General features: G+C 45.0%; 21 protein-coding genes. 11 read left to right on the forward strand and 10 right to left on the reverse strand.

The window, feature by feature from the left end; translation table 11 throughout:
- Window positions 1-5: 5 nt before the first annotated feature.
- Window positions 6-1,100 carry an HD-GYP domain-containing protein gene (locus tag ACRRS0_RS17455; RefSeq protein WP_432451941.1) on the forward strand — a complete coding sequence of 365 codons (1,095 nt, stop codon included), beginning with the start codon at window positions 6-8 and terminating at the stop codon, window positions 1,098-1,100.
- Window positions 1,101-1,367: 267 nt separating this feature from the next.
- Here the strand turns inward: ACRRS0_RS17455 and ACRRS0_RS17460 are convergent, their stop codons facing one another.
- From ACRRS0_RS17460 to ltnD, 5 genes are all read right to left on the reverse strand, one after another.
- Window positions 1,368-2,819 carry a GntP family permease gene (locus ACRRS0_RS17460; RefSeq protein WP_432451940.1) on the reverse strand — a complete coding sequence of 484 codons (1,452 nt, stop codon included), beginning with the start codon at window positions 2,817-2,819 and terminating at the stop codon, window positions 1,368-1,370.
- Between the two features lie 102 nt (window positions 2,820-2,921).
- Window positions 2,922-3,698, reverse strand: a complete 777-nt coding sequence (gene otnI / locus ACRRS0_RS17465) for a 2-oxo-tetronate isomerase (protein WP_432451939.1) — start codon at window positions 3,696-3,698, stop codon at window positions 2,922-2,924.
- Complete coding sequence (gene otnC, locus ACRRS0_RS17470) at window positions 3,698-4,330, reverse strand: 3-oxo-tetronate 4-phosphate decarboxylase (RefSeq protein ID WP_432451938.1); 633 nt, start codon at window positions 4,328-4,330, stop codon at window positions 3,698-3,700. Before otnC ends, otnI begins: the two co-directional genes overlap by 1 nt.
- A complete protein-coding gene (gene otnK, locus ACRRS0_RS17475) occupies window positions 4,327-5,583 on the reverse strand; it encodes a 3-oxo-tetronate kinase (protein ID WP_432451937.1) in 1,257 nt (418 codons plus the stop codon). Before otnK ends, otnC begins: the two co-directional genes overlap by 4 nt.
- A complete protein-coding gene (ltnD, locus tag ACRRS0_RS17480; RefSeq protein ID WP_432451936.1) occupies window positions 5,583-6,491 on the reverse strand; it encodes an L-threonate dehydrogenase in 909 nt (302 codons plus the stop codon). Before ltnD ends, otnK begins: the two co-directional genes overlap by 1 nt.
- A gap of 270 nt (window positions 6,492-6,761) precedes the next feature.
- On the opposite strand from ltnD, the gene ACRRS0_RS17485 reads away from it, so the two are divergent.
- The 10 genes from ACRRS0_RS17485 to ACRRS0_RS17530 all read left to right on the forward strand — a co-directional run bounded on the left by ACRRS0_RS17485 (window position 6,762) and on the right by ACRRS0_RS17530 (window position 17,746).
- Window positions 6,762-7,523 carry a DeoR family transcriptional regulator gene (locus tag ACRRS0_RS17485; protein ID WP_432451935.1) on the forward strand — a complete coding sequence of 254 codons (762 nt, stop codon included), beginning with the start codon at window positions 6,762-6,764 and terminating at the stop codon, window positions 7,521-7,523.
- A 589-nt stretch (window positions 7,524-8,112) separates the two neighbouring features.
- The gene (locus tag ACRRS0_RS17490; protein ID WP_432451934.1) at window positions 8,113-8,859 is read left to right on the forward strand and encodes a FadR/GntR family transcriptional regulator; all 747 of its coding nucleotides are present in this window, start codon (window positions 8,113-8,115) and stop codon (window positions 8,857-8,859) included.
- A 69-nt stretch (window positions 8,860-8,928) separates the two neighbouring features.
- Window positions 8,929-10,122 carry an ABC transporter substrate-binding protein gene (locus ACRRS0_RS17495; RefSeq protein ID WP_432451933.1) on the forward strand — a complete coding sequence of 398 codons (1,194 nt, stop codon included), beginning with the start codon at window positions 8,929-8,931 and terminating at the stop codon, window positions 10,120-10,122.
- A 61-nt stretch (window positions 10,123-10,183) separates the two neighbouring features.
- On the forward strand, window positions 10,184-11,041 hold the full coding sequence (locus tag ACRRS0_RS17500) for a branched-chain amino acid ABC transporter permease (RefSeq protein WP_432451932.1): 858 nt from the start codon (window positions 10,184-10,186) through the stop codon (window positions 11,039-11,041).
- A 1-nt stretch (window position 11,042) separates the two neighbouring features.
- Window positions 11,043-12,038 carry a branched-chain amino acid ABC transporter permease gene (locus ACRRS0_RS17505; RefSeq protein WP_432451931.1) on the forward strand — a complete coding sequence of 332 codons (996 nt, stop codon included), beginning with the start codon at window positions 11,043-11,045 and terminating at the stop codon, window positions 12,036-12,038.
- On the forward strand, window positions 12,035-12,796 hold the full coding sequence (locus tag ACRRS0_RS17510) for an ABC transporter ATP-binding protein (protein WP_432451930.1): 762 nt from the start codon (window positions 12,035-12,037) through the stop codon (window positions 12,794-12,796). Before ACRRS0_RS17505 ends, ACRRS0_RS17510 begins: the two co-directional genes overlap by 4 nt.
- Window positions 12,789-13,484, forward strand: coding sequence for an ABC transporter ATP-binding protein (locus ACRRS0_RS17515; protein ID WP_432451929.1), 696 nt, complete (start codon window positions 12,789-12,791; stop codon window positions 13,482-13,484). Before ACRRS0_RS17510 ends, ACRRS0_RS17515 begins: the two co-directional genes overlap by 8 nt.
- A gap of 21 nt (window positions 13,485-13,505) precedes the next feature.
- Window positions 13,506-14,771 carry a Zn-dependent hydrolase gene (locus ACRRS0_RS17520; RefSeq protein ID WP_432451928.1) on the forward strand — a complete coding sequence of 422 codons (1,266 nt, stop codon included), beginning with the start codon at window positions 13,506-13,508 and terminating at the stop codon, window positions 14,769-14,771.
- The gene (locus ACRRS0_RS17525; RefSeq protein ID WP_432451927.1) at window positions 14,764-16,173 is read left to right on the forward strand and encodes an amidase; all 1,410 of its coding nucleotides are present in this window, start codon (window positions 14,764-14,766) and stop codon (window positions 16,171-16,173) included. Before ACRRS0_RS17520 ends, ACRRS0_RS17525 begins: the two co-directional genes overlap by 8 nt.
- 544 nt (window positions 16,174-16,717) lie before the next feature.
- The gene (locus tag ACRRS0_RS17530) at window positions 16,718-17,746 is read left to right on the forward strand and encodes a YiiX/YebB-like N1pC/P60 family cysteine hydrolase (RefSeq protein WP_432451926.1); all 1,029 of its coding nucleotides are present in this window, start codon (window positions 16,718-16,720) and stop codon (window positions 17,744-17,746) included.
- A 92-nt stretch (window positions 17,747-17,838) separates the two neighbouring features.
- On the opposite strand, the gene ACRRS0_RS17535 is transcribed toward ACRRS0_RS17530, so the two are convergent.
- The 5 genes from ACRRS0_RS17535 to ACRRS0_RS17555 form a co-directional block, all read right to left on the reverse strand.
- On the reverse strand, window positions 17,839-19,449 hold the full coding sequence (locus ACRRS0_RS17535; RefSeq protein ID WP_432451925.1) for a hypothetical protein: 1,611 nt from the start codon (window positions 19,447-19,449) through the stop codon (window positions 17,839-17,841).
- Between the two features lie 497 nt (window positions 19,450-19,946).
- Entirely contained in the window at window positions 19,947-21,944 is a 1,998-nt protein-coding gene (locus ACRRS0_RS17540; protein ID WP_432451924.1) for a methyl-accepting chemotaxis protein, read from the reverse strand.
- Between the two features lie 402 nt (window positions 21,945-22,346).
- Complete coding sequence (locus ACRRS0_RS17545; RefSeq protein ID WP_432451923.1) at window positions 22,347-22,733, reverse strand: DUF2799 domain-containing protein; 387 nt, start codon at window positions 22,731-22,733, stop codon at window positions 22,347-22,349.
- Window positions 22,734-23,256: 523 nt separating this feature from the next.
- Window positions 23,257-23,670 (reverse strand): alternative ribosome rescue aminoacyl-tRNA hydrolase ArfB, encoded by a 414-nt coding sequence (gene arfB, locus ACRRS0_RS17550; RefSeq protein ID WP_432451922.1) that lies wholly within the window; start codon window positions 23,668-23,670, stop codon window positions 23,257-23,259.
- Window positions 23,671-23,911: 241 nt separating this feature from the next.
- The gene (locus ACRRS0_RS17555) at window positions 23,912-26,395 is read right to left on the reverse strand and encodes an EAL domain-containing protein (protein ID WP_432451921.1); all 2,484 of its coding nucleotides are present in this window, start codon (window positions 26,393-26,395) and stop codon (window positions 23,912-23,914) included.
- Window positions 26,396-26,542: the final 147 nt, after the last annotated feature.

Raw genomic sequence — 26,542 nt, forward strand, 5'->3', positions numbered from 1 at the left:
CCAGCATGCTTAAGCCAACAGAAAAAATACTGATTATTGATGACGAAACATTTTATATCGATGTGCTAGTGGAGTTACTCGCCCAGAAATTTGTGGTTTCGGTGGCTAAAAATGGCGAACAAGGTTTAGAGCGGATCAGACGTGGCTTCTTACCTGATCTCATCTTATTGGATGTATTAATGCCGGGATTGGATGGCTATCAGGTTTGCCAACAGCTCAAAGCCATGCCCGAAACCAAAGACATTCCGATTATTTTCTTAACCGTCAAAAGCGATGTGGAATCGGAAATTCATGGTTTCAACCTAGGAGCGGCCGACTACATCTCCAAGCCCTTTAGCCTGCCAATCGTGAGTGCTCGAGTGAACACCCATATGGTTTTAGCCAGAATGCACAAAACCTTACAACAGCAGAATTCACAGCTTGAAGAGCTGGTCAATCAAAGAACCAAAGAGATCTCGCGCACCCAAGATGTGGCGATTTATTGCATGGCCTCGGTCGCTGAAACCCGTGATAACGAAACCGGTAAACACCTGCGACGAACTCAGCATTACATCAAACTATTGGCAGAGTACTTAAGAGAGCAAGGATTCTATACCGCTCAGCTCGACAACGACTTCGTTGAACTATTATTTAAATCTGCACCGCTGCATGATATTGGTAAAGTCGGCGTGCCCGATGCAATTCTGCTTAAATCCGGGCCTCTCGATGCAACTGAATGGCAAGAAATGCAAAAACACTCAGAATATGGGCGCGATGCCATCTTAAAGGCCGAGAAAGAGTATGGACCGTCCAGTTTTTTAAGCATCGCCAAAGAGATTGCCTATAACCACCATGAAAAATGGGATGGTAGCGGTTACCCTCGGGGTTTATCGGGGGAGCAAATTCCGCTCTCGGCACGGCTAATGGCCATTGCCGACTGCTATGACGCACTGATCAATAAGCGCAGCTACAAACAAGCTTTTAGTTACCAAAGTGCCAAAGAGATCATCCTCCAGGGACGCGGTAGCCATTTTGAACCCGCTTTAGTCGATGCCTTTATCGCCTTAGAAGCGTCCTTTATAAAAATTGCCCAACAATTTGCCGAAGATGAAGACGAATAAATGTCCTTTGCGCCACTAAGTTTCAGGCAAACCAACATCACTCTGAGCAGTGAAACAACAAACAGGATGGTTCAGAGATAGTTTTCAAGAACTCAGCCCCCATTGCTAAGTAAAAAACAACCGCCCTCAATAAGCTTCATTCACTTACTGAGGGCAGTTAATCTTCGACCGCCTTTTAATACCCATCTAACTCATTATCGGCAGATTTATTCTGCGTAATAAATTGCTCATATAAGTAATCCGATTGGTATAATTCAATGGCTTAAATTAATGCTGCGATACTAAACTGCCGTGTTTTTCTCTGCTTTTCATCCAAAGCATAATGCCACCGAGTACCGCGAAAGGAACGATCGGATCCACCAGGGTCCCCCCTTGACCAAAAATAAGGTTTAGGAGCATCACAATACTCGCGCCAATTGCCCAAGCAATGGTCGAAGTCACACTCCAGATCTTCAATTGGTCACCCAACTCGGTAATCCCCAAAGTACGACTGATGATATGAAAGTAAGAATCATTTAGATGGGAGAAGCCAACCGGGCCTACCGCACATGCCAATGCAACAAAGACCGGATCCAGACCCAAGGTTTCCACCAATGGTAATGCCATGGTGGCTGCAACCATCATTGATGCCGTCGCGGAACCTTGGATCAAACGCAACATCGAGGCTATCGCCAATGGCACCAATAAAGGAGGTATGCCACTACTTGAAATCGCTTCTGCCACCTGAGGGCCAGCACCGGATGCTTTGAGCACTGCGCCCATTGCGCCACCACAACCAGTGACCACTAAGATAAGACCGGTAGTGGCCAGCGAATCGTCCATCGATCCCACCATATCTTTGCGTTCGATATTCCGCGTTAGACCATAGAGCGCCATTAATACGCCAATCCCTACCGCCACGACAGGGTTGCCGACTAATGACAATAAGGCGTGGAAAGTCGAATCTCCTTTACCAACAATAGTATTCGCCAAGATCAGCGCTATCGGGATCAGGATCGGTCCAAAAGATAGAAAGTTACTTGGCAGTTTTTTCTCGTCGGCTGCTTGCACGGTATCTAAATTCGCCCAAGCCGCTTCGGAAGTAATCCATTGCTCACCGTTTGGCACGCGGTAGTACTCTTTGCCTATTTTTCGAATATAAAACAAGGACAACAGCATCATCGGAATAGAGACCAATAATCCCCATAACATGTATACGCCCAAGTCCACACCAAGAATGCCAGCAACAGCCACTGGGCCAGGCGTTGGCGGCACTAAGGCGTGAGTGATCAGCAAACCAAGCGCTAATGTGACCCCTAAGCCCACGGCAGATTTTCCGGTATTGCGTGAAATGGCACGCACCAGTGAGTGCAAAATGATATAGGCCGAATCACAGAATACAGGGATCGCCACCAGCACCCCTGTGAGACCAAGCGCTATATCTTCACGTCCTTTACCACAGAGCTTCACGAAGGTTTTTGCCATTCGAATCGCCGCCCCGGAGCGCTCAAAACATGCCCCCATGATCACGCCAAACGCGATAATTAAACCAATGCCACCAAGCACTCCACCAAAACCCGCTTTAATCGCACCAATCAGTTCCGTTGGTGCCATTCCGGCAAATAAACCCATGATGATACTGGCAATAACCATCGCCAATGCCACGGGGATCCGTGTTTTAATAATCATCCCCATCATGGCAATGATCCCGACTATAATTCCTATAAGAGCAGCGTCCATTATATTGTCCTACCTATCAGATTATATTTCTTCAGTTGTGTTTAGCTACTACCTCCTTGAAAGGAGGCAGTGAGTTTGGTTGTCGTTCTTATTATGTGTTGCTTAAAGGTAAGGTCTGACCCAGCCTAAACCAGCTTCAGTGCTTGACTTAGGTTTGTATTCGCAGCCAATCCATCCTTGGTACCCCACCTTGTCTAATACTTGAAACAAATATGGATAATTCAGTTCACCATCTGAAGGTTCATTGCGATCGGGAACCGAAGCGATTTGAACATGACCAATATCGTCCGCCAAATCCGCCATCAGCACAGTGACGTCTCCATCCATGATTTGTGCGTGATACAAATCAAATTGTAGTTTTACATTGGTGCGTTCAACTTGCTGAATAAGCGCGACGGCGTCCCGCTGATGGGACACAAAATAGCCTGGTACATCGCGAGAATTAAGCGGCTCGATCATCAGCTCAATTCCCTGCTCAGCAAATCGGTCTGCGGCATAACGAATATTGCTGATGAATGTGTCGACATGCTGTTGCTCACTAAATTGCGGATCCACAAGACCTGACATGGCGTGGACTTTTTTGCAGTTGAGTGCCTGCGCATACATCATCGCGGTGTCGACACTTTGCTTAAACTCTTGTTCCCGTCCAGGAATAGCCGCAAAACCCCGCTCCCCCGCATCCCAATCACCCGGCGGCATATTAAACAGCGCCAGTTCAAGGCCAAATTGACTTAACTTATCTGCCAATACTTGTGGTTCATAGGCATAGGGAAACAAAAACTCTACCGCTTTAAAACCCGCTTGATGGGCTTGCTCAAAACGCTCCAAAAAGTCCACGTGGTTGAATAACATCGTTAGATTTGCTGCGAATTTGGCCATTACTTGCCTCTCCCTTTTAGGTCTTCGACTTCTGCGTCGCTGAGATAACGAATTGGATAGTCCTTCAGTAAGAACATTAGTTTTGCTGTTTCTTCCAGCTCCTCGGCATTGTCAACTGCATCCACTAAATCACTACCGGTGATCACCGGTCCGTGGTTGGCAAGTAAAAACGCTCGATAGTCGGCGGCTTGTTTACCCAAGTCTTCGGCTATTTTAGGATCTCCCGGTCTTAAATATGGAAGCACTGGCAGCTGCCCAATTCGCATCACGTAATATGGTGTGAACGGGCGAATGGCATTTTCCACCGTCAAATTATCCAAACACGACAATGCCGTGAGATAAGTCGAATGTAGGTGCACAATGGCGTTACAGTCTGGATTATTACGATAAATAGCCAAGTGAAAAGCGACTTCTTTCGATGCCTTATGCCCAGAAATTAAATGACCGTCGATATCCACGACCGAGAGCTGCTCAGCCACTAATCGGCCAAATGATGAACCGGTTGGCGTCGCCAAGAAGTGCCCATTGGGCAGTTTAACGGATAAGTTTCCCGCGCCACCCGTCGCATAGCCTCGTTCAAACATAGAGCGAGCTAAGTCGACCATTTGTTGTCTAATTTGTTGCTCTATCATGCAAGAAAACCTTGTGCTTTAAAGAAGAACTGCGGATCACCAAAATTGCCCGATTTCAGCGCCAACGACAGCGAGCCATCAAGGGATTTGACCCAAGGCACACCGGGAGCGATTTGAGGACCAATGTGAAAACCCGCAACGTCAAGACTTTGGGTCACCGTACCGGAGGTTTCTCCCCCAGCTACAATAAAATTGACCACGCCATGCTCTTTTAGTTGGTGAGCGAGCAAACTAAAAAAGGACTCCACTGCATGACTTGAGGCTTGAGCACCGTATTGGCTTTGAATTGCACTGAGTGTCTCAGTATCGGCCGTAGCATAAACCATGGGGGCAAATTCACCGTCGAGGTTCGTGATGACCCACTGCATTACACTTTCACTGTAGGATGGATCATTGATACACGCAGCAACATCCACCGCAAAGTGTGGCGCTCGCGCTTGGTAAGCCACAACTTGTTGATTGGTCATCGCTGAACATGAGCCAGAAAGCACCACCGTTTTTGCTTGACGAGGTAAGCCTTGCGCTTTGGCTTCAGTTTGCTCCGCCAAACTTCGCCCCCAATGTTGAGCGATGTCAGCCGCTAAACCGGAGCCCCCGGTCACTAATTTTAGCGACTGAATCGCCTCCCCTATTGTCGCTAAATGCTGCGCATTGAACGCATCAAGCACTGCGTAACGAAAGCCTTGCTGTTGTAACTCAGCAAATTTTGCCTTGAGTGCTTGGCTACCTTGCTCAATCACTTGATAATTCACCAAACCAGCATCGCCATCAGACTGTGCATTCATCAGACGAACTAAGTTTGAATCCGTCATTGGAGTGACGGGGTGATGACGCATTCCAGATTCATGCAGCGGCTCACCGAACACAAATAAATGCCCGTTAAACACCGTGCGACCGTTCACAGGCAAGGCCGGACAAACAATCGTGAAATTTTCGTTCAGTGCTGCCAACAACGCGTCCGTCACAGGACCAATATTACCTTGTGCCGTGCTATCGAAGGTTGAGCAATATTTGAAGTAAAACTGTTGGCAACCTCTGGCCTGCAACCATGCTAAAGCCACCAGTGAGTCGGATATTGCCTGATCGACCGGACAAGAACGTGATTTCAAGCTTATCACTACAGCATCTGCTTCAATCTCTATCGGCAAACTCGGAACACCATTTAATTGTACCGTTCGCATACCATTTTCTACCAGAAAACCGGCAATATCGGTGGCACCAGTAAAGTCATCTGCAATCACACCAAGTAACATTATGACTCCTCCATGCCGGGCAATTTGATACCGTCAAAAATTTTAATCACCGCGCTGTCATCTTCTTTGCCAAAACCAGCATTGCTAGCAGCGGTGAACATGTTCAAGGCGGTGCTTGCTAGCGGCAATGGAAATTTAAAATCTTGCGCCGTATCCGCCACCAGATTGAGATCTTTCACGAAAATATCCACCATCGATTTGGGTGTATAATCCCCATCCACCACATGCTTCATACGGTTTTCAAACATCCAAGAGTTCCCCGCAGCATTGGTCACCACTTCATACATCACATCTAATGGGATTTGCGCCCGTGCTGCCAATGCCATAGCTTCGGCCCCCGCCGCAATATGCACTCCCGCCAAAAGCTGATGAATAATTTTCACGGTTGCCCCCAAACCGATGGCTTCGCCAATGTTGTAAACCTTTGCAGCTGTCGCATCCAATACTGGCGCAAGCTTGGTAAACGCCGCACTAGAACCGGCAGCCATAATGGTCATCTCACCCGCTTCGGCTTTCACTGCACCTCCCGATACCGGGGCATCCAACATCAACAGACCATATTTTTTCAACTCTGCGTCTATTTGCTGCGCATCTTGAGCTGAAATAGTGGCCGAAACCATGACTGCCGTATTTGGCTTTAAATTTTCTGCCAAACCGGAATCAAACAGGATCGATGTCACTTGTTTGGCATTTATCACCAGCAGTAACACTGCATCCAGCAGCGGCGCAAATTGCTTCGCATCTGTCGATACACCTTTGGCACCAAAATGATCTAAGGTCTCTAAAGCCATTGGATTAAGGTCAATCCCATAAACATCGAGACCTGCACGGACACAAGATTTCGCTGCCCCCATCCCCATCGAGCCTAAACCAATCACAGCTACCGATTTAACTATTTGATTATCCATCGTCTTTTCCCAAAACATGTTGAATACAGTGTGTTAATTTATGTTCCATGGTGTGATTATATGTTAATTAATGTGAAGAAACCTGAGATGTAACTCACAAACAGCAATATTAATATTAAATTCAGGTAAAAAAATCGCATGACCATTAACAAACCCGCTCAGCATCCGCCAAGACAATATTCTAGCCAACAATTATTAACACAACTTCACAGTTTTATCCCTTACTGTTAAGATACAAACATCACCAACTCTCATAAATAATAAATCTGAATGATCCCAGCAGAACGCCATAAGTTAATCTTGTCACTACTTTCACAGCAGCAGCTCATCAGCATTAACCAGCTGATAGAAAAATTAGATGTTTCACATATGACAATACGAAGAGACATCGCAAAGCTAGAACAAAAAGGAAAAGTATTGTCGGTTTCCGGTGGCGTTCAACTGACTCAAAAAATCCATCAAGAGGCCTCTCACGATGCAAAAGCCACCCTGCACGCACAGGAAAAAGTCGCAATTGGCGCCCTAGCCAGCCCTCTCATTCCCAAAGCATGTACCGTCTATTTGGATGCAGGAACGACAACCCTAGAAATAGCCCATTTAATTAGTGAGCGTTCCGATTTAGTGATCGTCACCAATGATTTTGTAATTGCCAATTTTCTGATCCAGCATAGTCACAGTGAGATTTACCATACTGGCGGGCGAATTGATCGAGAAAATCAATCTTGTATTGGCAGCAAGGTAGCTGAATTTCTATCTGGTATGAATATCGATATCGCCTTTGTGTCGACGTCTTCTTGGAACTTAAAAGGAATATCCACCCCCAGTGAGCCCAAAGTCATCGTGAAAAAAGCCATCGCGCAAGCCGCGCAGAATGTCGTTTTAGTTTCTGATGCCTCAAAATACGGAAAAGTAGGCACTTTTCACGCCCTAGACATGAATCAATTCAACATCATCATTACCGATTCAAGTTTTCCACAGAGCATTCAACAAGAGTTACAAGAGAAAGGGATCACCGTGCTAACTCCGCGATAGCTGCCCATCAAGCTGACCGCTTCGCAGCCGAGGCCTCGGTTATTCACAACAATCACGCAAACTCATGTTTGAGAAGCGACGCTTAATATGCTTTGATCGACCAAGCAACGGCAAGCCCCCTGCTTGGTCGCGTGCTACTCTTGCTTCAATCGAAGAGCAGCCCTTAATCACGCAGGTATTCCACATGCGGCGGTCAGCTTCACTTCAATTATCTGCAACAATCCACCAAGCAAAACCCTCCCATAAATGTTCATCAATGCACCTAATTGGTTCAATTCGATGATTTTATTTGTTTGATAGGCAACTTTCCTTCCAGCCAATTTTGTCATCTTACCAATTGATTGAATAAATCTTATTTCATATACGAATAAACAAAAAAACATAAAAATTACATAAAATTAATAACTTAAAAACACCCTTGAAATTAAATCATAAGTTACACAATTATTTACCTGCTTATAAAAGCAGCATAATTCAAGTTCTCATTGGAGCTTCGGCACTCAATTTGCAGAAAACCTAACCAAGTAATTAATCATAATGATTTGTATTTAATATTTTTCACTCTGTCATGCATCTTTTGGGAGCTGAAATGACATCCGAATTCAAGAATAAAACCAAACGAAAACTATCAGACTTAATTGTCGATGAAGTAAAACGGCTGATTGTGTCTGAAGAACTCAAGCCAGGGGATCGTCTACCCAGTGAAAAAGATTTGATCGAGCAATATCAGATCTCCAAAGGAACAGTTAGAGAAGCATTAAAAGCCTTGGAAGTTGAGGGTTTGATCAAAACAAAACCAGGTCCAGGTGGCGGTGCATCACTGACTGAAGTTGGCACCGAGCCAGCCAGTAAAGCCTTGCGAAACTACCTTTACTTTCGTCACATCAGCCCAGAACAACTGTATCAAATGCGAAAACTAGTTGAGGTTGAGATAGCCGTGTCTGTGGTCGGACATTTGACGGAAGACGAACTTTCATTGCTGAGAAAGTACACCGATCAGTGCAGTAAAAAACCAAGCACAGAAGAAGAGCAGCGACTGCAGAAAATCGCCGAATTGGAATTCCACAATGTGTTAGCGGATGCTTCGCCAAATCCAGTCCTGGGATTTTTTGGACGATTTTTAAACGAATTATTGAGAGATCTCGTCGTATTAAAAAAAGCCTATTTAATCGACTACTACGCATTCACAAAGTCGAATGTTGATTATCACTACGCACTCATTAGTGCGTATGACAAACAAGATAAAACCCAGGTTCGAACCCTGATGGGGGAGCACATGTGTGAAGCAGAAATGCACTTTGTCACGCTTGACGGAGAAATTTCTAAAAAAATGTAAGGGATCTTAAATATAAATTACAAGCCATGAAACCAAGCCTTAAGGCCAACATCACCAAAGGAACTAAAGATGATTAAAAAATATTTGAAACATACTGCACTTGTATTCTCAATAGCATCCGCTTCTTGCCTTGCACTTGCCCAAGACGAAGCCGTAACAATTTATGGCGTAAAATCTCTATCGGGAGGCTTTGCTAGTTATGGTAAGTATGCAGATATGGGGTCGAAATTAGCAGTTGAGCAATATGGAAAATTGCTTGGGCAAACACCCACTTATAAAGAGATCGACACCGAAGGTAATGCAGGGAAAGCGCTTCGTAAAGTACAAGAAGCGATTAGCCAAGATAAAGCCAAGTTTTTTGATGGCGGCACCCTATCTTCAACGTCTCTGGCACTGGGTAAGGAAATCAATAAATCTGGCGGCGTCTTTATCACGCCAGCAGGTGCTGATGAGCTAACCGGTGTCGATTGTAACGCCGCCACATTTCGTTGGTCGGTGCCAACTTACGGCGCTATCAGAGAAACCGTGATCCCTTTGTTTAAAGAGCACCCAGAAAAAAAACGTTGGTATACCATCACCCCTCAATATGTATTCGGTGAAGCGCTACTATCTAATGCAGAAGCCGTATTTGATGAACTTGGCATTGAGCATGTGGGTAATAGTTACCACTCGTTACAAGAGCAAGAATTCTCTGGCTACCTCACCAACGCAATGGCGGCTCAACCAGACGTTCTCTTATTACTAAACTTCGGCGCTCAATCCTCTAATGCCTTACGCCAAGCGATTAACTTCGGCCTAAAAAATCGAATGACCATCTTAGTCACTTGGTCATCAGGCTTAGATCAATTCCAAGAACTCGGTGCTGATATCACAGAAAATGTCTACTTCGGCGCACAGTATTGGCACACCGTTGACACCCCATTCAATGCAGCCCTAGTCAAGCAAGTTAAAGATGCATATGGTATCACCCCCAACTACCCATTAGCGGCCGATTACACCAGTACCAAACTTCTGTTAGATGCCATTGCAGATGCAGGCTCAACCGAACCGAGTGCTGTCATCAAGGCTTTAGAGGGCAAGTCTTATGCGGGCCCAACTGGAACCGAAACCGTTCGAGCCGCCGATCACCAAGTCTTGAAAAACTACTACCTATTAAAAGGTAAAGCCGCTTCAGAAATGAAAAATGCAGATGATTTTGCAGACATTATCAGCTATGGACAGTCTTTCCCTGACCAATCATCGCTCAAGTGCAAAGCTCTTTAAAAGTTCCACGCCACTTTGCTCAATTGACGAAGTGGCGCGTCAATATTGTTAGAGGTGAATTATGAACCTGTATTTATTTCAGGCAGTAAATGGGATAGGGCTTGGAATGATTTATTTCCTCTTCTCGGTAGGGCTTACTATCATTTTTGGGCTACTTAACTTTGTGAACTTTGCTCACGGTGCTTTTTATCTTCTGGGAGCATACCTGAGCTATACCGCCGTCGCAGTAACTGGAAATTACTGGCTGGCACTGGTTGCCGTCCCCATTTGTATCGCACTCATTGCCTGGGCATGTGAAAGAACCTTGATCAAAAGGGTCTACCATCTTCCACACACCTATCAAATTCTAGTGACTTTAGGCGTTGCCCTCATCATTCAAGAGCTCTGTATTTCAATATGGGGACCAATAGGGAAGCACGTTGCGCCTCCTGATTCTCTGAAAGGTGTATTTCAAATCGGAGACTTCTTCTATCCAGAATATCGACTCTTTGTGATTGCTTTTTCGGCTGTGGTTGCGATTCTGGTTTGGCTATTACTAGATAAAACCAAATTTGGCGCACTAGTGCGAGCCGGCAGTGAAGACGCAGAAACCGTTTCACTATTAGGAACCCATACCCATCGCTTATTCTCAATTACCTTTGCCTTAGGAGTCGGTCTTGCAGGTCTTGCTGGCGTACTCGCAGCACCCATTAGAGGCGTGAGTCCATTTGTAGGGCCAGAAGTTCTTGGGATTGCGTTCGTGGTGGTCGTCATTGGAGGAATGGGTTCTTTCACTGGCGCGTTAGTGGGCGGGTTATTGGTTGGCTTGGTACAAAGTCTAATGACCACCATTTGGCCGCAAGGTGCCAGCTTAATGATTTATGGCGCGATGGCAGTGGTCATTTTATTGCGTCCTTACGGATTATTCGGGAGAGCATAAGATGAATACGAAGACTTCTATTTTTGGCGGAATAACCATCCTAGCCTTAGCATTGATTGTGTTAATGCCGATATTACTTCCTTCCATCACACTCGCAACAGAGATTCTAATATTTGCTCTCGCCGCATTAGCCTGCAACCTTCTTCTAGGTTATACCGGCCTCTTGTCATTCGGACAGGGGATCTTTTTTGGCGGCGGCGCTTATAGCGCTTCATTAGTCATGATCCATCTAAATTTTGGATTAATAGCAGCCCTAGCCACGGCCATTTTGATTGGTGCATCACTGGCTCTAATCGTTGGCGCTTTGTCGATCAGAAGAACTGGGATTTACTTTGTCATGCTTACGCTGGCCTTCACTCAGATGGCATATTTCTTAGCCTATACATTTAGTCAATGGACTGGCGGCGATAACGGGCTACTCGATGTACCTCGGCCTGCGCTCGCAATCTTTGGAATGACAATCAGCGATCTACAGAGCAGCGAAGCATTTTATGTTTTTGTCGCAAGCCTTTTTGTGATTGTGTTTGTGTTTGCCCGAAGAGTGATCCATTCGCCCTTTGGAACAACCCTTGTGGCAATTCGAGAAAACGAAGGCCGCTCTTCGGCGGTCGGCTTCTCAACCAACCATTTCAAGCTAATGGCCTTTGTCATTTCGGGGGCGATAACCGGCCTTGCTGGGGCTCTCTACGCGCTTCTTTTAAACTTCGCCCCGCTGTCAAACATTGAATTAGCCATGTCAGAAAACATCATGATTATGACCATCATCGGAGGAACCGGCTCATTACTCGGTTCCATTCTGGGGGCTGGCTCAATTGTCTTGATAGGAGATCTACTCTCATCGATATGGCCGAGGTGGATGATGATCTTGGGAGCTGCATTGATAGCGGTCGTATTGTTCCTTCCTGAGGGTTTGTGGGGGGGGCTAAGGTCTTTAAGTTCCAAATTATTGGTATCTAAAAAATCCAAGCAAGAGGCTATTTCCGAGGTGACCAAATGAACTCAAGTTACTTATTAGAAACCTCTAAATTAGGCTTAGATTATGGGGCATTTTCTGCGGTAGGAAGTGTTGATTTAAAGATCAAGAAAGGCTCAATTCATACGGTGATCGGCCCAAATGGTGCCGGAAAAACCTCATTATTTCACTGCTTAACTGGCGAACGAAAACCAACCCGTGGAAAGATCTTTTTTAATGGCGAAGATTTGACTTATCTTGCGGCACATAAACGAGTATCGAAAGGGATGTCTCGCTCGTTTCAGGTAACCAGTCTCTTCCAAAACTTAGATGTACGTGAAAATTTACGTATCGCCGCTCAGGGTCGAGACGGCCTTAGTGCGCTCAAGTTTTGGGTTCCTGAAACCGCCAACCACAAGCATTTGCTAAAAGCCGATGAAGTGATGGAAAGAATTCAATTAGATAAGTGGGCTGACAAACTGGCCGGTGAGTTATCACATGGACAACAACGAATACTGGAAGTTGGTATGGCACTCTGCGGATCCCCATCATTACTATTGCTTGATGAACCGACCTCAGGAATGGGCGTTGATGATATCCCAATGATGACCGGCTTAATTTCAGAACTAGGCAAAGATCATACGGTCATGCTGATTGAGCATAATATGCGACTCGTGATGTCTATTTCCGACCGGATCACCGTGATGCACCAAGGCAATATTTTAATCGAAGGCTCTCCTGAAGAAGTCAAAGGGGATGAATTGGTTAAAAAAGCATACTTAGGAGAAAGTGGCAATGAGTAGATTAGTGATCAACAACCTGCACTCTTTTTACGGTAAAAGCCATATTTTAAACGGAATTGACTTGGCAATAGAGTCTGGTGAAATTGTGACACTGCTGGGACGAAACGGTGCCGGTAAAACCACCACCCTAAAAACTATCGTGAGTATCGTTAAAGCGCAGCAAGGAGAAGTGCTATTAGATGAGGAAAACCTTGTTGGTAAAGAAATATACGAAATCGCACGACGCGGGATTGCTTTGGTACCGGAGCACAGAGGCATTTTTGGCATTCTTTCCGTTGAAGAGAACCTCAAAATTGCAATCAACAAGCGTAGTCCCTGGAGTCTTGAAGACATTTATCAAATGTTCCCGCGCCTCAAAGAACGCAGAAAGAACGGTGGCAACGCCCTATCTGGGGGTGAACAACAAATGCTCGCGATCGCGCGAGCTTTAGTCAATGCCCCAAAATTTCTGCTACTTGACGAACCAACAGAGGGTCTCGCCCCCGTCATCGTTGACGAAATCATCCGGATCCTCGCTCAGATTCGCGCAGCTGGTGTTGGCGTGCTTCTGGTTGAGCAAAATTTATCGGTATGCGAGAAGTTAGCCGACAAACACTACGTGATCGAGCTTGGTGAAATTGTTTACCAAGGCTCTCAAACAGAATTTAGCAAACAAGACGAGATTAAAAATCGATATCTTGCGGTTTAGTGGAAGAAACGCTGTATGCAAATGAATAAACGATCACCTAGCTTAGGGAAGATCAAGGTAAACACCGAACGTCTTTGGGACAGTTTGATGACCCATGGACAAATTGGCCATACCCTAAAAGGTGGCTTAAATCGCTTGGCGCTAACCGAGCGAGACAAACAAGGCAGAGACTTATTTAAGAAGTGGTGTGAAGACGCGGGCTGTACGGTTTTAATCGATGAGATCGGTAATATTTTTGCACGAAGAGCTGGTCAAAACAATCATCTCCCCCCTGTCATGACAGGTTCCCACATTGATACCCAACCAACTGGTGGTAAGTTTGATGGCTGCTTTGGTGTGATGGCTGGTTTAGAAGCAATACGTACCTTGAACGCCCTGAACATACAAACGATTGCTCCGATCGAAGTTGTCGCATGGACCAACGAAGAAGGCTCAAGATTTCCGCCATGCATGATGGGATCTGGTGTATTTACTGGAAAAATTTCACTCGACGAAGCGCTATCCACAAAAGATGATGCTGGGATCTCAGTGCAAGATGCGCTCAATCAAATTGATTATAACGGTAGCAAAAGCCATCTTGGCCATAAAGTCACCGCTTATTACGAGGCACACATCGAGCAAGGTCCAGTACTGGAAGAACAGCAGAAACAGATCGGCGTTGTGGTTGGAGCCCTTGGCCAAAAGTGGTTTGATATAGAAATAACGGGCATAGAAGCTCACGCAGGCCCAACCCCCATGCACCTTCGAAAAGATGCCGCCGTTGCTGGTGCTGAATTACTCCAATTTATACATCAATTAGCCCTGCAAAATGCGCCTCATGGCCGAGGAACAGTTGGCTGTTTTGAGATATTTCCAAGCTCTCGCAATGTGATTCCTGGTCGTGTAAAAATGACGGCCGATCTCAGACACTTAGATTCAATAGTACTCGAAGCAATGACCCAAGACTTATATCGCAAAGTGGATACCTTGGCTCAAAAATACGGCCTTCAAATAAACATAAGCGCAACTGCCGATTTTCCTCCCATCTCCTTTGACAGCCAATGTATCGATCAAGTAAGAACTGCGGCCACCGACTTAGGATACCCGAATATGGATATTGTTAGTGGTGCGGGACATGACGCTATTTTTATGGCCGACGTGACGTCTGCCGGAATGATTTTCGTCCCTTGCGAGGGAGGGATAAGTCATAATGAACTCGAGAGAGCAAAGGCAGAAGACCTTGGTGCAGGAGCCTCTGTGCTACTGAATGTTCTATTATCTGCTGCTGGGATCTTCGAAAATGACTAATTCCAAACATACTCATGTAGCAGACATGACAGCGGTCGAACTCAGCCAGCTGTTCCAATCCAAAGCACTTTCTCCGGTTGAAGCGACTCAAGCTTCACTGGAACGGATTGAGCAGTGTAACGCTTCGGTTAATGCATACTGCTTTATTGCTGAGCAGGATGCGCTCAAAGCTGCAAAACAATCCGAAGCGCGTTGGTTTAAAGGAGCCCCGCTCAGCAAAATCGATGGTATACCTAGCTCTATCAAAGACTTAACCTCTGTCGCTAAATGGCCGAGCCGTAGCGGCTCATTGACCAGTTCTGAAGACTTGGCTGTCGTCGATGCTCCGTTTACCCAAAAGATGAGACAGGCTGGCGCGGTGATACTTGGTAAAACAACCACCCCCGAGTTCGGCTGGAAGGGCGTAACCGATAGTCGACTGACCGGTATCACCAGAAACCCTTGGAAAACAACTCAAACCTCTGGAGGATCTTCTGGTGGTGCTGCTGTCGCAGCAGCTTTAAACATGGGGGTTCTACACCAGGCCAGTGATGCTGGAGGCTCGATACGGATCCCCGCTTCCTTCTGCGGAGTATTTGGTATAAAACCGACATTTGGTTACATACCTCAATGGCCCGCAAGCGCGATGACAACTCTTTCTCACCTCGGACCAATCACCAGAACGGTTCAAGACAGCTTGTTAATGATGGATATCGTCGCGACCCCCGACATCAGGGATTGGTACTCAAACAGTGTTTTTAGCGGGACTTGGAGCGATGCCAATAAACAGCCTCTCGATGGCATCAAAATAGCCTACAGCCCAACGCTTGGCTACGTCGATGTTGATCCTCTAATACTCAAACTAATTGATGTTGCTGTCACATCACTTGAGCAACTGGGCGCAAAGGTGGAGCGAGTCACGCCCAACATCCAAGATCCCATCGATACTTTTTCAACGCTTTGGTTTGCTGGGGCTGCGAAAGTAATCTCTGGCTTCAGTCAAAAACAACGCGAATTGCTCGACCCTGGTTTTCTCAAGATTGGTGAACAGGGGAGTAAGATTGACATCGTCGACTATATGAAGGCTGTCGATCAACGAGCCGAATTAGGACGCACCATGCAGGCCTTTCATTCAAACTACGACATTTTAATCACCCCAACTCTGCCTCGTACGGCCTTTGAAGCAGGCCAAAACACCGAGACTCAACAGCAAAAACACTGGATGGATTGGACGCCATTTTCTTACCCCTTTAATCTCACGCAGCAACCCGCATTGTCGATTCCCTGCGGTCAAGTCAACGGATTACCTGTAGGACTTCAAATTGTCGCGGATAGAGGGAATGACTTAATGGCCATAAACATCGCAAAACATATTGAAGATTTAATTCCCACTCAATTTTTGGATGCTCCTAGAATTGCTTGATCTTAGCAAATGGTTAGTTGGATAATTTTTCAAGCTATCTAAATCAAGACAAAGCCGATTGATGACCTCATTCGATATCAATCGGCAATAATGCTGTAGAAATGCGCCACAAATACCAGCCAAAGGGCTCCCCAAAAAATTGGGCTATGCCCTCTATAGCCCGCCACAGCGCTACCCCCCTATCACTTGCATCACCAAAATTAATGGCAAGTAAGGTAAAGCGATATCCAAATACAATGAAGCCATTGGATTGTCAGCTACGCCGCAACAAATCCCCCAAAGAACCAAGAGAGTACTTTCCGTAATACAAAAGATTTCCAGATATTGCGTGCTCAACATGAGATTGCTCGGCCAAGCACAGCTAGCTCAACACGCCCAGCACTGATTCAGATCATATTTTAGGCGCAAAGTTCGAAATTTAATCTACTGATTAATCGCCCATTATATGTTAGCTTTTAAATTATCAATTGAGTTATGTTGGGGAAGTCCCTGAACAATAGAGGATTTTCCCCTCCTGATGAGCTTTTAGTTTAGAGGGTGGTGCATGTATCTCTTAAATAGGGAAAGATTAAAACAAGGGGATATTATTCTTACTTGTTCCGACAAAAAACCAAGTAAAACCATACGAACCTTAACGAGGTCGGCGTATTCACATGTCATATTATATGTCGGTGAATCTAGCTATATTCATTCTGATCCTGAAGGGGTGCATTCCGGAAATTTACAACGGATGATTTTGGAACAACCTGAATATGTCCAGGTGGTAAGAGTTAACGATCCTCAGCCCATCAAGAAAGCCATTGAATTTGCTCGACTACAAGTTGGCTCATCCTATTCAAGATTAAGTGCTGTGAATGCGGGCGCAAAATTTTTTTCCAAACTAGAAACCAAAAAGCAGTTTTGTTCTCGTTTGGTGGCTAAGTCTTATGAATACGCGGGTTTGGCGTTAGTTGCCAATAGTGATACTTGCCTCCCTCAGGATATCGCTGATTCACAGCGTGTCTCGGTGATTAAAGACTGCATATACCAAGCAAGTAAAGAAGAAATTGATTTTGCATTAAGTTTTAACCCAATTAACAAGCAAACTGAAATTACCAATGACATTCTAAAGTCTGTCAGAAAGATAATGGGGAATAAGATTCAGTCATTAGCAGACATCACATCCAGGCTGATTAAAGAACCACATTTTGACCAACAAGTCACCGAGATATATGCCTGTTCAGGCTATCTTGATATGTGGCGTTACGAAAAAGAGAGAAATGCCTGGCGCTACAACGCAAACTTATTCATGGAACTGCGATTAACCAAGCAAGAGATTATTAGACGAGCATATAAAGAACTTGAAGTCGCAGAAAGCTTATTAGCATTGTATAAAAATAACCTTGAGCAATATTTTTATATTAAGGAACAATATAAATTAAAATATGCCGAACAGCAGTTCAATTTGTATCGGCAATTAGTCGAAAACGCATTAAATCATAAGATGACAGCCGAAGCCGTGATAAAAAAGAGCTTTTCAACACCGCGCTCAGAAAATTTTGTTGCAACGACTCAGGCATTTTTATTGAGCTAAGCCAGACCTTTATACAGAGTGCATTCATTATGGCTAAATAAGCAGTGTAAGCCTTAATCCGAAGCCCATATCGCGATACACGAGATTGAGTATTAGACCTTTCCTTTGCTCGCCGAATGATTCAATAAACGATTTAATTTGCTATTCGCATCGCTCAAACTCGCAATATCTTGGTTGGCTTCTTTCACCTCCCGTTGTAACTGGGCATTCAGCAAATCGGCAGCGTTCAACTGCTCGGTAAGCACATTCAACTTGCCTGGAAAAGTACTATTTTCTATCTGCGCATCAAGCAACTGTTCTTCCAGTTGACTTAACGCTAACTTTGTTAAGCGATGACCCTGTTGTTCTTTACCAAACTTAGCCTGTAAATGACCCAACTGTTGCTGAAGTTCTGTCTGCTGTTGTTCAGTCTGCCGTTGACGCTCGTTCTCCGCCATATCCTGGCTCAACTGGAGCTGAGACTTCGCTGCTGCAAGCTGGGTTTTTAACTGGCTCAGTTCAGCCGTATTATCCAAATATTTAGACTCTAGTTGAGCGACATGCTGCTGAAGCCTTACTTCTGTTTGCTGATATTGCTCAAGTTCCGGTAAGACTTGTGCTAGCTGATTTTTCAGCGATTGGCGACGCTCGACTAAAGCTTGCCTCTCCGCCTCTTGTTGAGTCAATTTAGCGACGTACTCTTGCAACTGTTGTTGTAAACGCTCTATTTGCTGAGCAGCAGCGTGCTTGCCCTGCTCTAAAATAGTCAGCTGCTCACGTAACACGGTTTCGCTCTCAATCGCCACTTGCTCCCGCTGAACCTGCTGCGCGGTCTGTTGACTTAACTGCTCAGCCAAAGACTGACATTGTAGCTCTAATCGCTCAATCTGAGACTGTTGTAGGGCCTTACAGCTATCTAAGTGCTGGTTATGTTGTTCCAACTGTTGACAACGTGTCGCAAGTTCGCGAGCTTGATGACTCAATTCACTTTGAGCCTCTCCCCGCAACTTGCCCTGCGCCAACTCTTGTTCGAGCGCTTCTCGGCTGGCTTGTAGTTGCTGACGTAAATGCTGCTCATGCTCTGATTGCTCTAAGGTGGCCTCTTCTTCAAGCTGTTGATAAGCTTCAAGCTGGCTTTGTACTTGCTGTAAGTTTTGGCTTAAGGCCTGATTTTCAGCACTCAAACTGGCATGTTGTTGCTGCGCCTGCATTTGCGCTTGTTCTGCCTCTTCCAAACTTGCCTTGAGCAACTGTTGCTGCTGCTTGGATTGATCAACTTCAGTCTGTAGTTCACTGGTTTTCTCAACCGCTCCTGCTAACTGAGTACGTAAGCCAATCATGTCAGCTTCCAAAGTCTGATACTTAGTGGCTTGTTCGCCTAATTGCTGCTGATGTTGGGCCATTAACTCAAGCCGCCCAGAATCCCAAGACTGTTGTTTTTCTTGCGTCAATCTATCAACCCGCGCCTCGATAGATTGATTGAGCTGGACAAACCATTGATTCAGAGAATCGGCAAAGCCATTGGGTAAGGCGGCGATGGCATGCTGCTGACGATACATTTTATTGAGCTGCTGATGTGTGGCAGTGATCGCTAGCTCAAGCTGCTCTTGGCTAAAGCTTGCGTCTGTATGTTGACTGAGATACTCGGCGAAGGATGACGAGTCTAATGTGCCACCTTCGATCATCAACTGACAAGCTAGAGAGTGTAACTGTTTGCCATCCATGCTATTCCTCGAGCCTCCTGAGCCAGAGACTTATTGCCATCAACTCATATAACAAACTATAAAAATCAAAGGATATGCCGATATAATTATTGACGCCCAATACTACGTATATCAGCAGACCAAAATTAATTATTCAAATCCGCCGAAAATAAGTTGTAAGCAATCAGATGAATCAAACTATCTTGAGGCAAATTGAATTAGAGGGAGAACTATAGCAATGCTTAAATTGGCGAAGCAATGAGCAATATTTAAAAAAGTTATGACTATCAAACTATTATTATAAAGTTGTTCCAGCGATCAGACTTAAGTCCACTATCGTTTCACCTTACACAAGGTAAGTCACTTCAGCCAGAGAGCTTGCTTAGCGGAAATAAAGAGAGGGCAAGCCTTAAGCCCTCAGTAAGCAATGCACTAACCGCTGGGGGAGCGTTTATCATGACTTCGCTGTTTAAACGAACGACTCCATCAATATATGCAGTCGCTCTTAAACAACCAAACTAAGACGCGGCGTCTAAGGTAAAGGTTGCTAGCTGACCAAGTTGTCGTGCCGACTGCGCTTTAAGGGCATGGCTGGCATCTTCGCTGGTTTGAGCATCGCGGTTAGCTAACTCAGCCAATTCGACAATTTTGCTCACGTTGCTGGCAACCCGAGTCGCTACCGTGAGTTTCTCTTCCGCAGTTCTGGCTATATCTTGACTACGTTCGCTAATTTGGCTCAGTAATTCGGCGATTGATTGTAACTGTTGGTCACTTTGCTCGGCCTGCACCATACAACTATCAACCATGGTTTCACCTTGCTGCATCAACTTGGCTGCTGACTCAGCACCTTTTTGCAAGGTATCAATTACTTGAAAAATTTCGACCGTGGAGTTTTGCGTCCGACTCGCAAGACTTCGAACTTCATCGGCAACCACCGCAAAACCGCGACCTTGCTCTCCCGCTCTGGCGGCTTCTATCGCGGCATTTAAGGCTAATAAATTGGTTTGTTCAGCAATCCCTTGAATAACATCCAAAATAGAACTAATGCCATCAGATTGCTGTTTAAGATCAATCACCTGAGAACTCGCTTGAGTAATGGTTGATTGCAATTGATTGGTGGTCTCGCGAGTACTTTGCGCCGCAACCCGCCCTTGCTCGGTTAAAGCCGATACCGCGCTGATTTCATCTCGTGAAACGTTAGCTTGCTGCGACACATCTTGCACACCAACTTCCATCAAAGTGACGGCTTCCGCGACCAGATCGGTTTGCTGTTGTTGGTCACGGATCAAACCACGAGTATGCTGGCTTGCCGCTAAGCCTTGCTGTGCACTCCCCTCTAATTGTGAGGCATTACTAACCATCGCTTCAATGGTTTGACTAAGCTGCGCGGTAAGTGTATTCAATTGGTTAGCAATTTGCCCAAACTCGTCATTACGCTGTAACTTGACTCGCTGACTAAAATCACCGTCAACCAAACGTTTCATTTGATCCAAGGTTCGTTTCAAGGGCAATCGAATACTTCGAGTCACACTCCAGGCAACCACTAAGGCAATCACCAACGAAACTGCAATCGCGGCCAGCATCTGCAAGGTTGCCATATAAGTACTTTGACGAGCCTGCTCACTCGCAGAATGAATGATCGATGAAACCTGCTGATTAATACTGTCCAACATCGCTAAGGCGGTGTCGGTTTGTTGATTTAATTGCGCTAAATTAAGTTGTTGCTGATGTTGTAATTGACTAATGCTAGCGACCACTGCAAATAGGCCCTGTTCACTAAAAGATTTAGCTAATAAATCGAAATAAGCATCTAAGTCACCGGCGCTCACCGGATCATCTTTTTTCAACTGTTCACGCTTGCTTAGCATTGAATCATAGTAGGTATGAATCACGCCTAACAAACGTTGACTATCTTCTGCAGTTTGCGCCGTAAACACATTATTCACCGTGCGGCTCAAACCCATCCCATCACCTAAGATCCCCTTGGCAATCCATTGAGCGCCATCTTCAACACTATCAACTAAGAGTTCTGCATCATCTTTAAAATAGACCCATTCTTGATTATAGTGTTTGCGTAAGCCTGCTAATTTTTCAGTACTGGCTAACCACTGGTGACGCGTTTCGAGTTGTTGCGCCGAAGTGCTGCTAATCAGCTGTTGTTGCTTAGCTAATTCCGAGAGGCCTTCGCTCAATTGCGCATCATCACGTCCCAGCTCTAGTAATTGTTGAAAACTATTTAGATACTGCTGACTAAGCGACGCTAACTTGGTTTCTAAGTCGCTGAGTTCGGAGGCTTGCTTTTTTCCACTATGTAAACCAACCATCCGCGCAGAATTAAGCAATAAGCCCGACAATTGATTAGCGCGCTCGGTCATCGGCGTAAGCTGCTCAACGGTTCTTTTCAGCTGCGCTTCGACACCTCGCATATTGATTTGGCCAATCACAGCCATAACCACTAATAATAGCAACAAGACAACAAATCCTAACAAGGTTCGCATCACTACCGATAAATTCATTTCCATCATTCCTTGTACCCACAACTCGGCCGAGCCGTTCCATTATCTAGCGTTTTCTGCCGTACTTTTTAAGCACATAAGAAAGCTCGTATCAAATACATATCACAAAACCGAGTAAAAGATCGAGAAAAAATACCAATTATGTAGAAATATTCAGACTAATAAGCTACGGGTTAAGAATAATTGTGCTGTTATTGCAGCTTGGATTTAGCACCTTCGAGTTGCTTAAACTTTGTGAGAAGAGAGCTTTAGTCGGCATGACCTGATAGTTCTATGATGACTCGACAGTGTAGATAAACACCCTAAGTACTTTATCCTGCAGATTCGAGAGATACAAAAAAGATCGCGACTGCGATCTTTTTTTGGGGGCTATAAATAACTGCACCATAAACCATGTGCTGATTAATCGCTAAACATGCCCATAACCTCTTCCATTTGCTCATAATCGTACAGCCCTGCTTGCCAGCTAAGTACCAACTCATCTTCATTACTAAAGTTTACGCATTCTCCACGATAAGACTGACCTGAATTTCCAGCCTGATAGGCAGTATCAACGGAACAAAACTGCGTTAATCCTTCGCTATAACCTAATTTGTAACTGGCAACTTGATCTTGGCTCAAAGCTTTGAGTTGACTTAACTCGATGCTGGTACGTTGATGGTGACCATTCTGTCCGTCAAGCACACCCACTTCTTGCCACTGCTCTTGTTGCACCAAATTACTTAGCGATGCAGCATTAACTGAAGCGGCGATGACGAAACTAAATACGATAAAAATAGACCTAAACATGTGAACCTCCTTGGTGGCTCTGGGTAATCAAACTTCACCTTAAATATAAGACTGCCAGAACCAATAAGTAAGCGACTTTACAAAGCTTTAAGCGCCCTTTACAGTGGTTTACAAATTTTGAAACAGCGCCGTTTACTGAGCTAGAAAACAAATGAGAATTCAGTTTTAAACGCCACCAAAGACCATGAAAAAATGTCCTTTTTTTAATGGGTTTATTCTGCGCTCGGTGGTTCATTAAGACAAAGCTTATAAGATGAAAGGTCACATCCATACGCGATTAGTGGGGTCGAAGACTTGGTCTCCATATGTTTGACTCTTTTTCTTTACCAGCAAGAAACCGTTGTATTTGCTTCACATTCAAAGTCATTCTGACTAGATAAAGGCAAATATCCGCAAACAAGGCAAAACCGGACTGCAAAAATACTGCGACATTTCAAACAGAACCAAAGCCATGATGAAATCATAGATGCAAAACAAATCATATGAATCAGCGCAGGGCAGCACCGATCAGAACAAGCGCAACTTAATAATTGATTTTTCCTCGCATTTGCTTGGTTTGACCACGCTGAGTCTTCTGATCCATCCGCCGACGTTTTGAACCCAAGGTTGCTCTGGTGGGGCGACGTTTCTTTTGTACCACTGTCGCATCAAGGATCAGTTCTTTTAAACGTTGTAAGGCTTCTTCCTTATTTCGCTCCAAGGTACGATGGGTTTGTGCCTTAATGATAATGACCCCATCTTTGGTAATCCGTTGATCAGATAACTTTAATAAACGTTCTTTATAGAAATCAGGCAAGCTTGAACGCTTAATATCAAACCTTAAATGGGCAGCACTAGAGACTTTATTAACATTTTGACCTCCAGCGCCTTGAGCTCTGATAGCGGTAAATTCCAATTCCCAATCGGCCAAGCTTAGCTTATTAGATAATTCCAGCATTTCTGATTAAACCATTCCTAAAGAGTATTAATCGGGTTCAAAGTCAATTTAACTTGGGCGATTAATGATGACGCGGATAAATGTGTAATCGCGACAGCTGTCGCGCAGACTAGCACTCTAAGTCTATCACTCGCAACCACCTCGTTATGCCAACAACAGCCATTTAAAGCCTAATTGGTACTCGTATTCCGAGAAACAGAGAATATGCGGCTTAAAGTAAAGTGTACCCCAGTTTAAAATGTCACTCACGAGCGCCACCGTCATGAACCAGGCCATATGACTCACTCGCTAAGGGTAACACTCGAGATGAAGATTTGAGCAGCAATTCAAAACTCTCTTGGCTTAAGGGCTTAGAAAACCAATAACCTTGAGCATAATCACAACCCTCGTTCGCTAACAACTGATACTGATTTTCAGTCTCGATCCCTTCAGCGATCACTTTAATGCCCAATTTATGAGCCATCACTATAATCGCTTTACAAACACTCAAATCATCACTCTCTAAACTCAAGTTTTTAATAAACATACGATCGATTTTTAAATAATCGATGGCAAATTTTTGCAAGTAAGCCAAGGACGAATAGCCCGTACCAAAGTCATCTAGTGCCACTTCAATACCAGCCTTGCTTAAGGTGAGTAATTTTTCGTTAACGGTGGGGCTATTATTCATCAGTAAACCTTCAGTGATTTCCATCACAACCGCACTACTCGACAACCCAGCCTCGCTCAGCTCATTGAGCCAAGCATTCACATCACAGCCGCTCTCAAAATACTGCTTGGGGGAGGTATTTATACTCAATTGCACCGCGGGTAAACCTAATGCTTGCCAACGTTGTAATTGCGCGACTGCACAACTAAATACCCAGTTGCCAATATCTACGACAACCCCAGTTTCTTCTGCAACCTGAATAAAATCATCAGGGCTTATCCAGCCTTGACTTGGGTGTAACCAACGCACCAACACTTCGGCTTTGACTAACTGATGATTGCTTAAATCGACGATGGGCTGAAAACGTAAATGCAACTGTTGTTTGACCAGCGCCATTCGTAAGTCGTTAACCAACAAGCGTCGCAGTTGTGCCTGCTCCTGTAAAGATGCTGTGAAATAGCTGAGACGGTTACGCCCTTGCTTTTTGGCGACATACATCGCTTGATCAGCATGTTTTAGCAAGTCATCGATTGTATCTCCATCCTTAGGAGCAAAGGCAACCCCAATACTTGTCGAGATGTAGACTCGTTCAATTCCAAGTTGAAACGGCGTACTCAGCGTTTTTAAGAGTAACTCACCCAAATTCGTGACTCGCTGCTCGCGACCACTGTCAGTGAGTAAAAGGATAAACTCATCCCCCCCCAACCGAGCCACATGTTCACCTTCGCCAATACAATGTTGGATCCGCTGAGCCGCTATTTGCAATAGCATATCGCCCATATCATGACCAAGGGTATCGTTAATCCCCTTAAACTGATCCAAATCTAACAACATTAAACAAACAGACTCTTGCTGACGACGATTAGCCAAGGCGTCACTGAGTAAACGATTAAGCATGCGCCGATTTGGCAGTTTCGTCAGCGCATCAAAATTGGCTTGTTGCCATATTCTCTGCTCCGCTTTTTTGCGAACCTGCACCTCTTTACTCAGGGCTTCGGTACGTTGCTTCACCCGCTGCTCAAGCAACATTCGACTCGTGTACACTTCACTCGCCATAGCATTAAATTTAACCAGTAAGGCTTCTATTTCGGTTGGCATAAAACGTCGATTAACATTCACATACTTCCCCATTTCTCCATGAGAGATGCCTTGAGCAGCTTCCACGACTTGGCAAATGGGACGGATCAACATACAAGCTAAATACCAACTCACCATCCCCACCACAAATACACATAGCAGCGACAACCAAAAGGTAAACTGCTTTAGCTGGTGAGAAGATAAGAGCAATTCAGAAACAGGCTGCACCACCAATACTCCCCAGCCTGTCTCTGCAACTTTAGCAAATCCAGCGACCATTTCTGTTTGCAAATTAGGGGAATAAAACTGACTCAGCCCATCGCGGTGATGTTTAAGCATGATCACCGGCGCTAAACTCGATAAATCTTTAGCGCGTTGCCACCATTGAGCATTAGGGTGCGCCAATACGCGACCATTTTGGTCGACTAAAATCGCATAACCTTGTTGTTCAAAGCTTATCTCAGCTTGGCTTTGCACTAAAAACTCAGTACTTTGCGCCCCGATCAGAAAGCGATCTTCACCTTGATAAATCACCATAAAGATAGTGGCTTGCGGTAATCCTTCGGTCACCACCGCACTATATGCAACTCGAGTCTTATCAGTCCTCGCCTGCGCCATTGCAGTGCGCAGTTGCAACGGTACGTCATCAAAGATATTCAGCGCTTGATCCGCATAAAAAAAACGCTGCCCACGGCTCATCTGCCACTCAAATAAGGCATAGATATTGGCTTGACGTAGCAAAGTAGAAAACGCTTGGGGGAAAGGCTGAGAAGTGATTTGCTGATTGACAGCACTCAGCATTGCTGCGCTGTCAGTGACATAGCGCGACAAGTTAAAACTAGTCGTCTTGGCCAGCAGTCGATGTTTTTGTTGCACACTTGCGATGTCACTTTGTTGAATTCGATGTTGTAACCAAGAACTCACGATCAAAGTCGGCAGCAAAGCCGCCATCATACAAATAATAAACAAAATATATTTGAGGGAAATCCGCCGAGTCATCCATGCCAGCCAGAAATATGCTAATTAAGTTTAACTCTACATCATATTCAGCAAGATGCGACAACTAAAGTTGTGGCCAATTTCAGAACTCATCATAATTCGAGTCAATATCCAATGGATCAGCAGGCATCGACCCCAGCAATTGAA

The sequence above is a fragment of the Agarivorans sp. QJM3NY_29 genome (assembly GCF_050870835.2).
Lineage (GTDB): Bacteria > Pseudomonadota > Gammaproteobacteria > Enterobacterales > Celerinatantimonadaceae > Agarivorans.

What these genes read in the sequence shown, in the direction of transcription:
- ACRRS0_RS17455 (WP_432451941.1), top strand. Translation starts at nt 6, where the DNA reads ATGCTTAAGCCAACAGAAAAAATACTGATTATTGATGACGAAACATTT.
- ACRRS0_RS17460 (WP_432451940.1), bottom strand. Translation starts at nt 2,819, where the DNA reads ATGGACGCTGCTCTTATAGGAATTATAGTCGGGATCATTGCCATGATG.
- otnI (WP_432451939.1), bottom strand. Translation starts at nt 3,698, where the DNA reads ATGGCCAAATTCGCAGCAAATCTAACGATGTTATTCAACCACGTGGAC.
- otnC (WP_432451938.1), bottom strand. Translation starts at nt 4,330, where the DNA reads ATGATAGAGCAACAAATTAGACAACAAATGGTCGACTTAGCTCGCTCT.
- otnK (WP_432451937.1), bottom strand. Translation starts at nt 5,583, where the DNA reads ATGTTACTTGGTGTGATTGCAGATGACTTTACTGGTGCCACCGATATT.
- ltnD (WP_432451936.1), bottom strand. Translation starts at nt 6,491, where the DNA reads ATGGATAATCAAATAGTTAAATCGGTAGCTGTGATTGGTTTAGGCTCG.
- ACRRS0_RS17485 (WP_432451935.1), top strand. Translation starts at nt 6,762, where the DNA reads ATGATCCCAGCAGAACGCCATAAGTTAATCTTGTCACTACTTTCACAG.
- ACRRS0_RS17490 (WP_432451934.1), top strand. Translation starts at nt 8,113, where the DNA reads ATGACATCCGAATTCAAGAATAAAACCAAACGAAAACTATCAGACTTA.
- ACRRS0_RS17495 (WP_432451933.1), top strand. Translation starts at nt 8,929, where the DNA reads ATGATTAAAAAATATTTGAAACATACTGCACTTGTATTCTCAATAGCA.
- ACRRS0_RS17500 (WP_432451932.1), top strand. Translation starts at nt 10,184, where the DNA reads ATGAACCTGTATTTATTTCAGGCAGTAAATGGGATAGGGCTTGGAATG.
- ACRRS0_RS17505 (WP_432451931.1), top strand. Translation starts at nt 11,043, where the DNA reads ATGAATACGAAGACTTCTATTTTTGGCGGAATAACCATCCTAGCCTTA.
- ACRRS0_RS17510 (WP_432451930.1), top strand. Translation starts at nt 12,035, where the DNA reads ATGAACTCAAGTTACTTATTAGAAACCTCTAAATTAGGCTTAGATTAT.
- ACRRS0_RS17515 (WP_432451929.1), top strand. Translation starts at nt 12,789, where the DNA reads ATGAGTAGATTAGTGATCAACAACCTGCACTCTTTTTACGGTAAAAGC.
- ACRRS0_RS17520 (WP_432451928.1), top strand. Translation starts at nt 13,506, where the DNA reads ATGAATAAACGATCACCTAGCTTAGGGAAGATCAAGGTAAACACCGAA.
- ACRRS0_RS17525 (WP_432451927.1), top strand. Translation starts at nt 14,764, where the DNA reads ATGACTAATTCCAAACATACTCATGTAGCAGACATGACAGCGGTCGAA.
- ACRRS0_RS17530 (WP_432451926.1), top strand. Translation starts at nt 16,718, where the DNA reads ATGTATCTCTTAAATAGGGAAAGATTAAAACAAGGGGATATTATTCTT.
- ACRRS0_RS17535 (WP_432451925.1), bottom strand. Translation starts at nt 19,449, where the DNA reads ATGGATGGCAAACAGTTACACTCTCTAGCTTGTCAGTTGATGATCGAA.
- ACRRS0_RS17540 (WP_432451924.1), bottom strand. Translation starts at nt 21,944, where the DNA reads ATGAATTTATCGGTAGTGATGCGAACCTTGTTAGGATTTGTTGTCTTG.
- ACRRS0_RS17545 (WP_432451923.1), bottom strand. Translation starts at nt 22,733, where the DNA reads ATGTTTAGGTCTATTTTTATCGTATTTAGTTTCGTCATCGCCGCTTCA.
- arfB (WP_432451922.1), bottom strand. Translation starts at nt 23,670, where the DNA reads ATGCTGGAATTATCTAATAAGCTAAGCTTGGCCGATTGGGAATTGGAA.
- ACRRS0_RS17555 (WP_432451921.1), bottom strand. Translation starts at nt 26,395, where the DNA reads ATGACTCGGCGGATTTCCCTCAAATATATTTTGTTTATTATTTGTATG.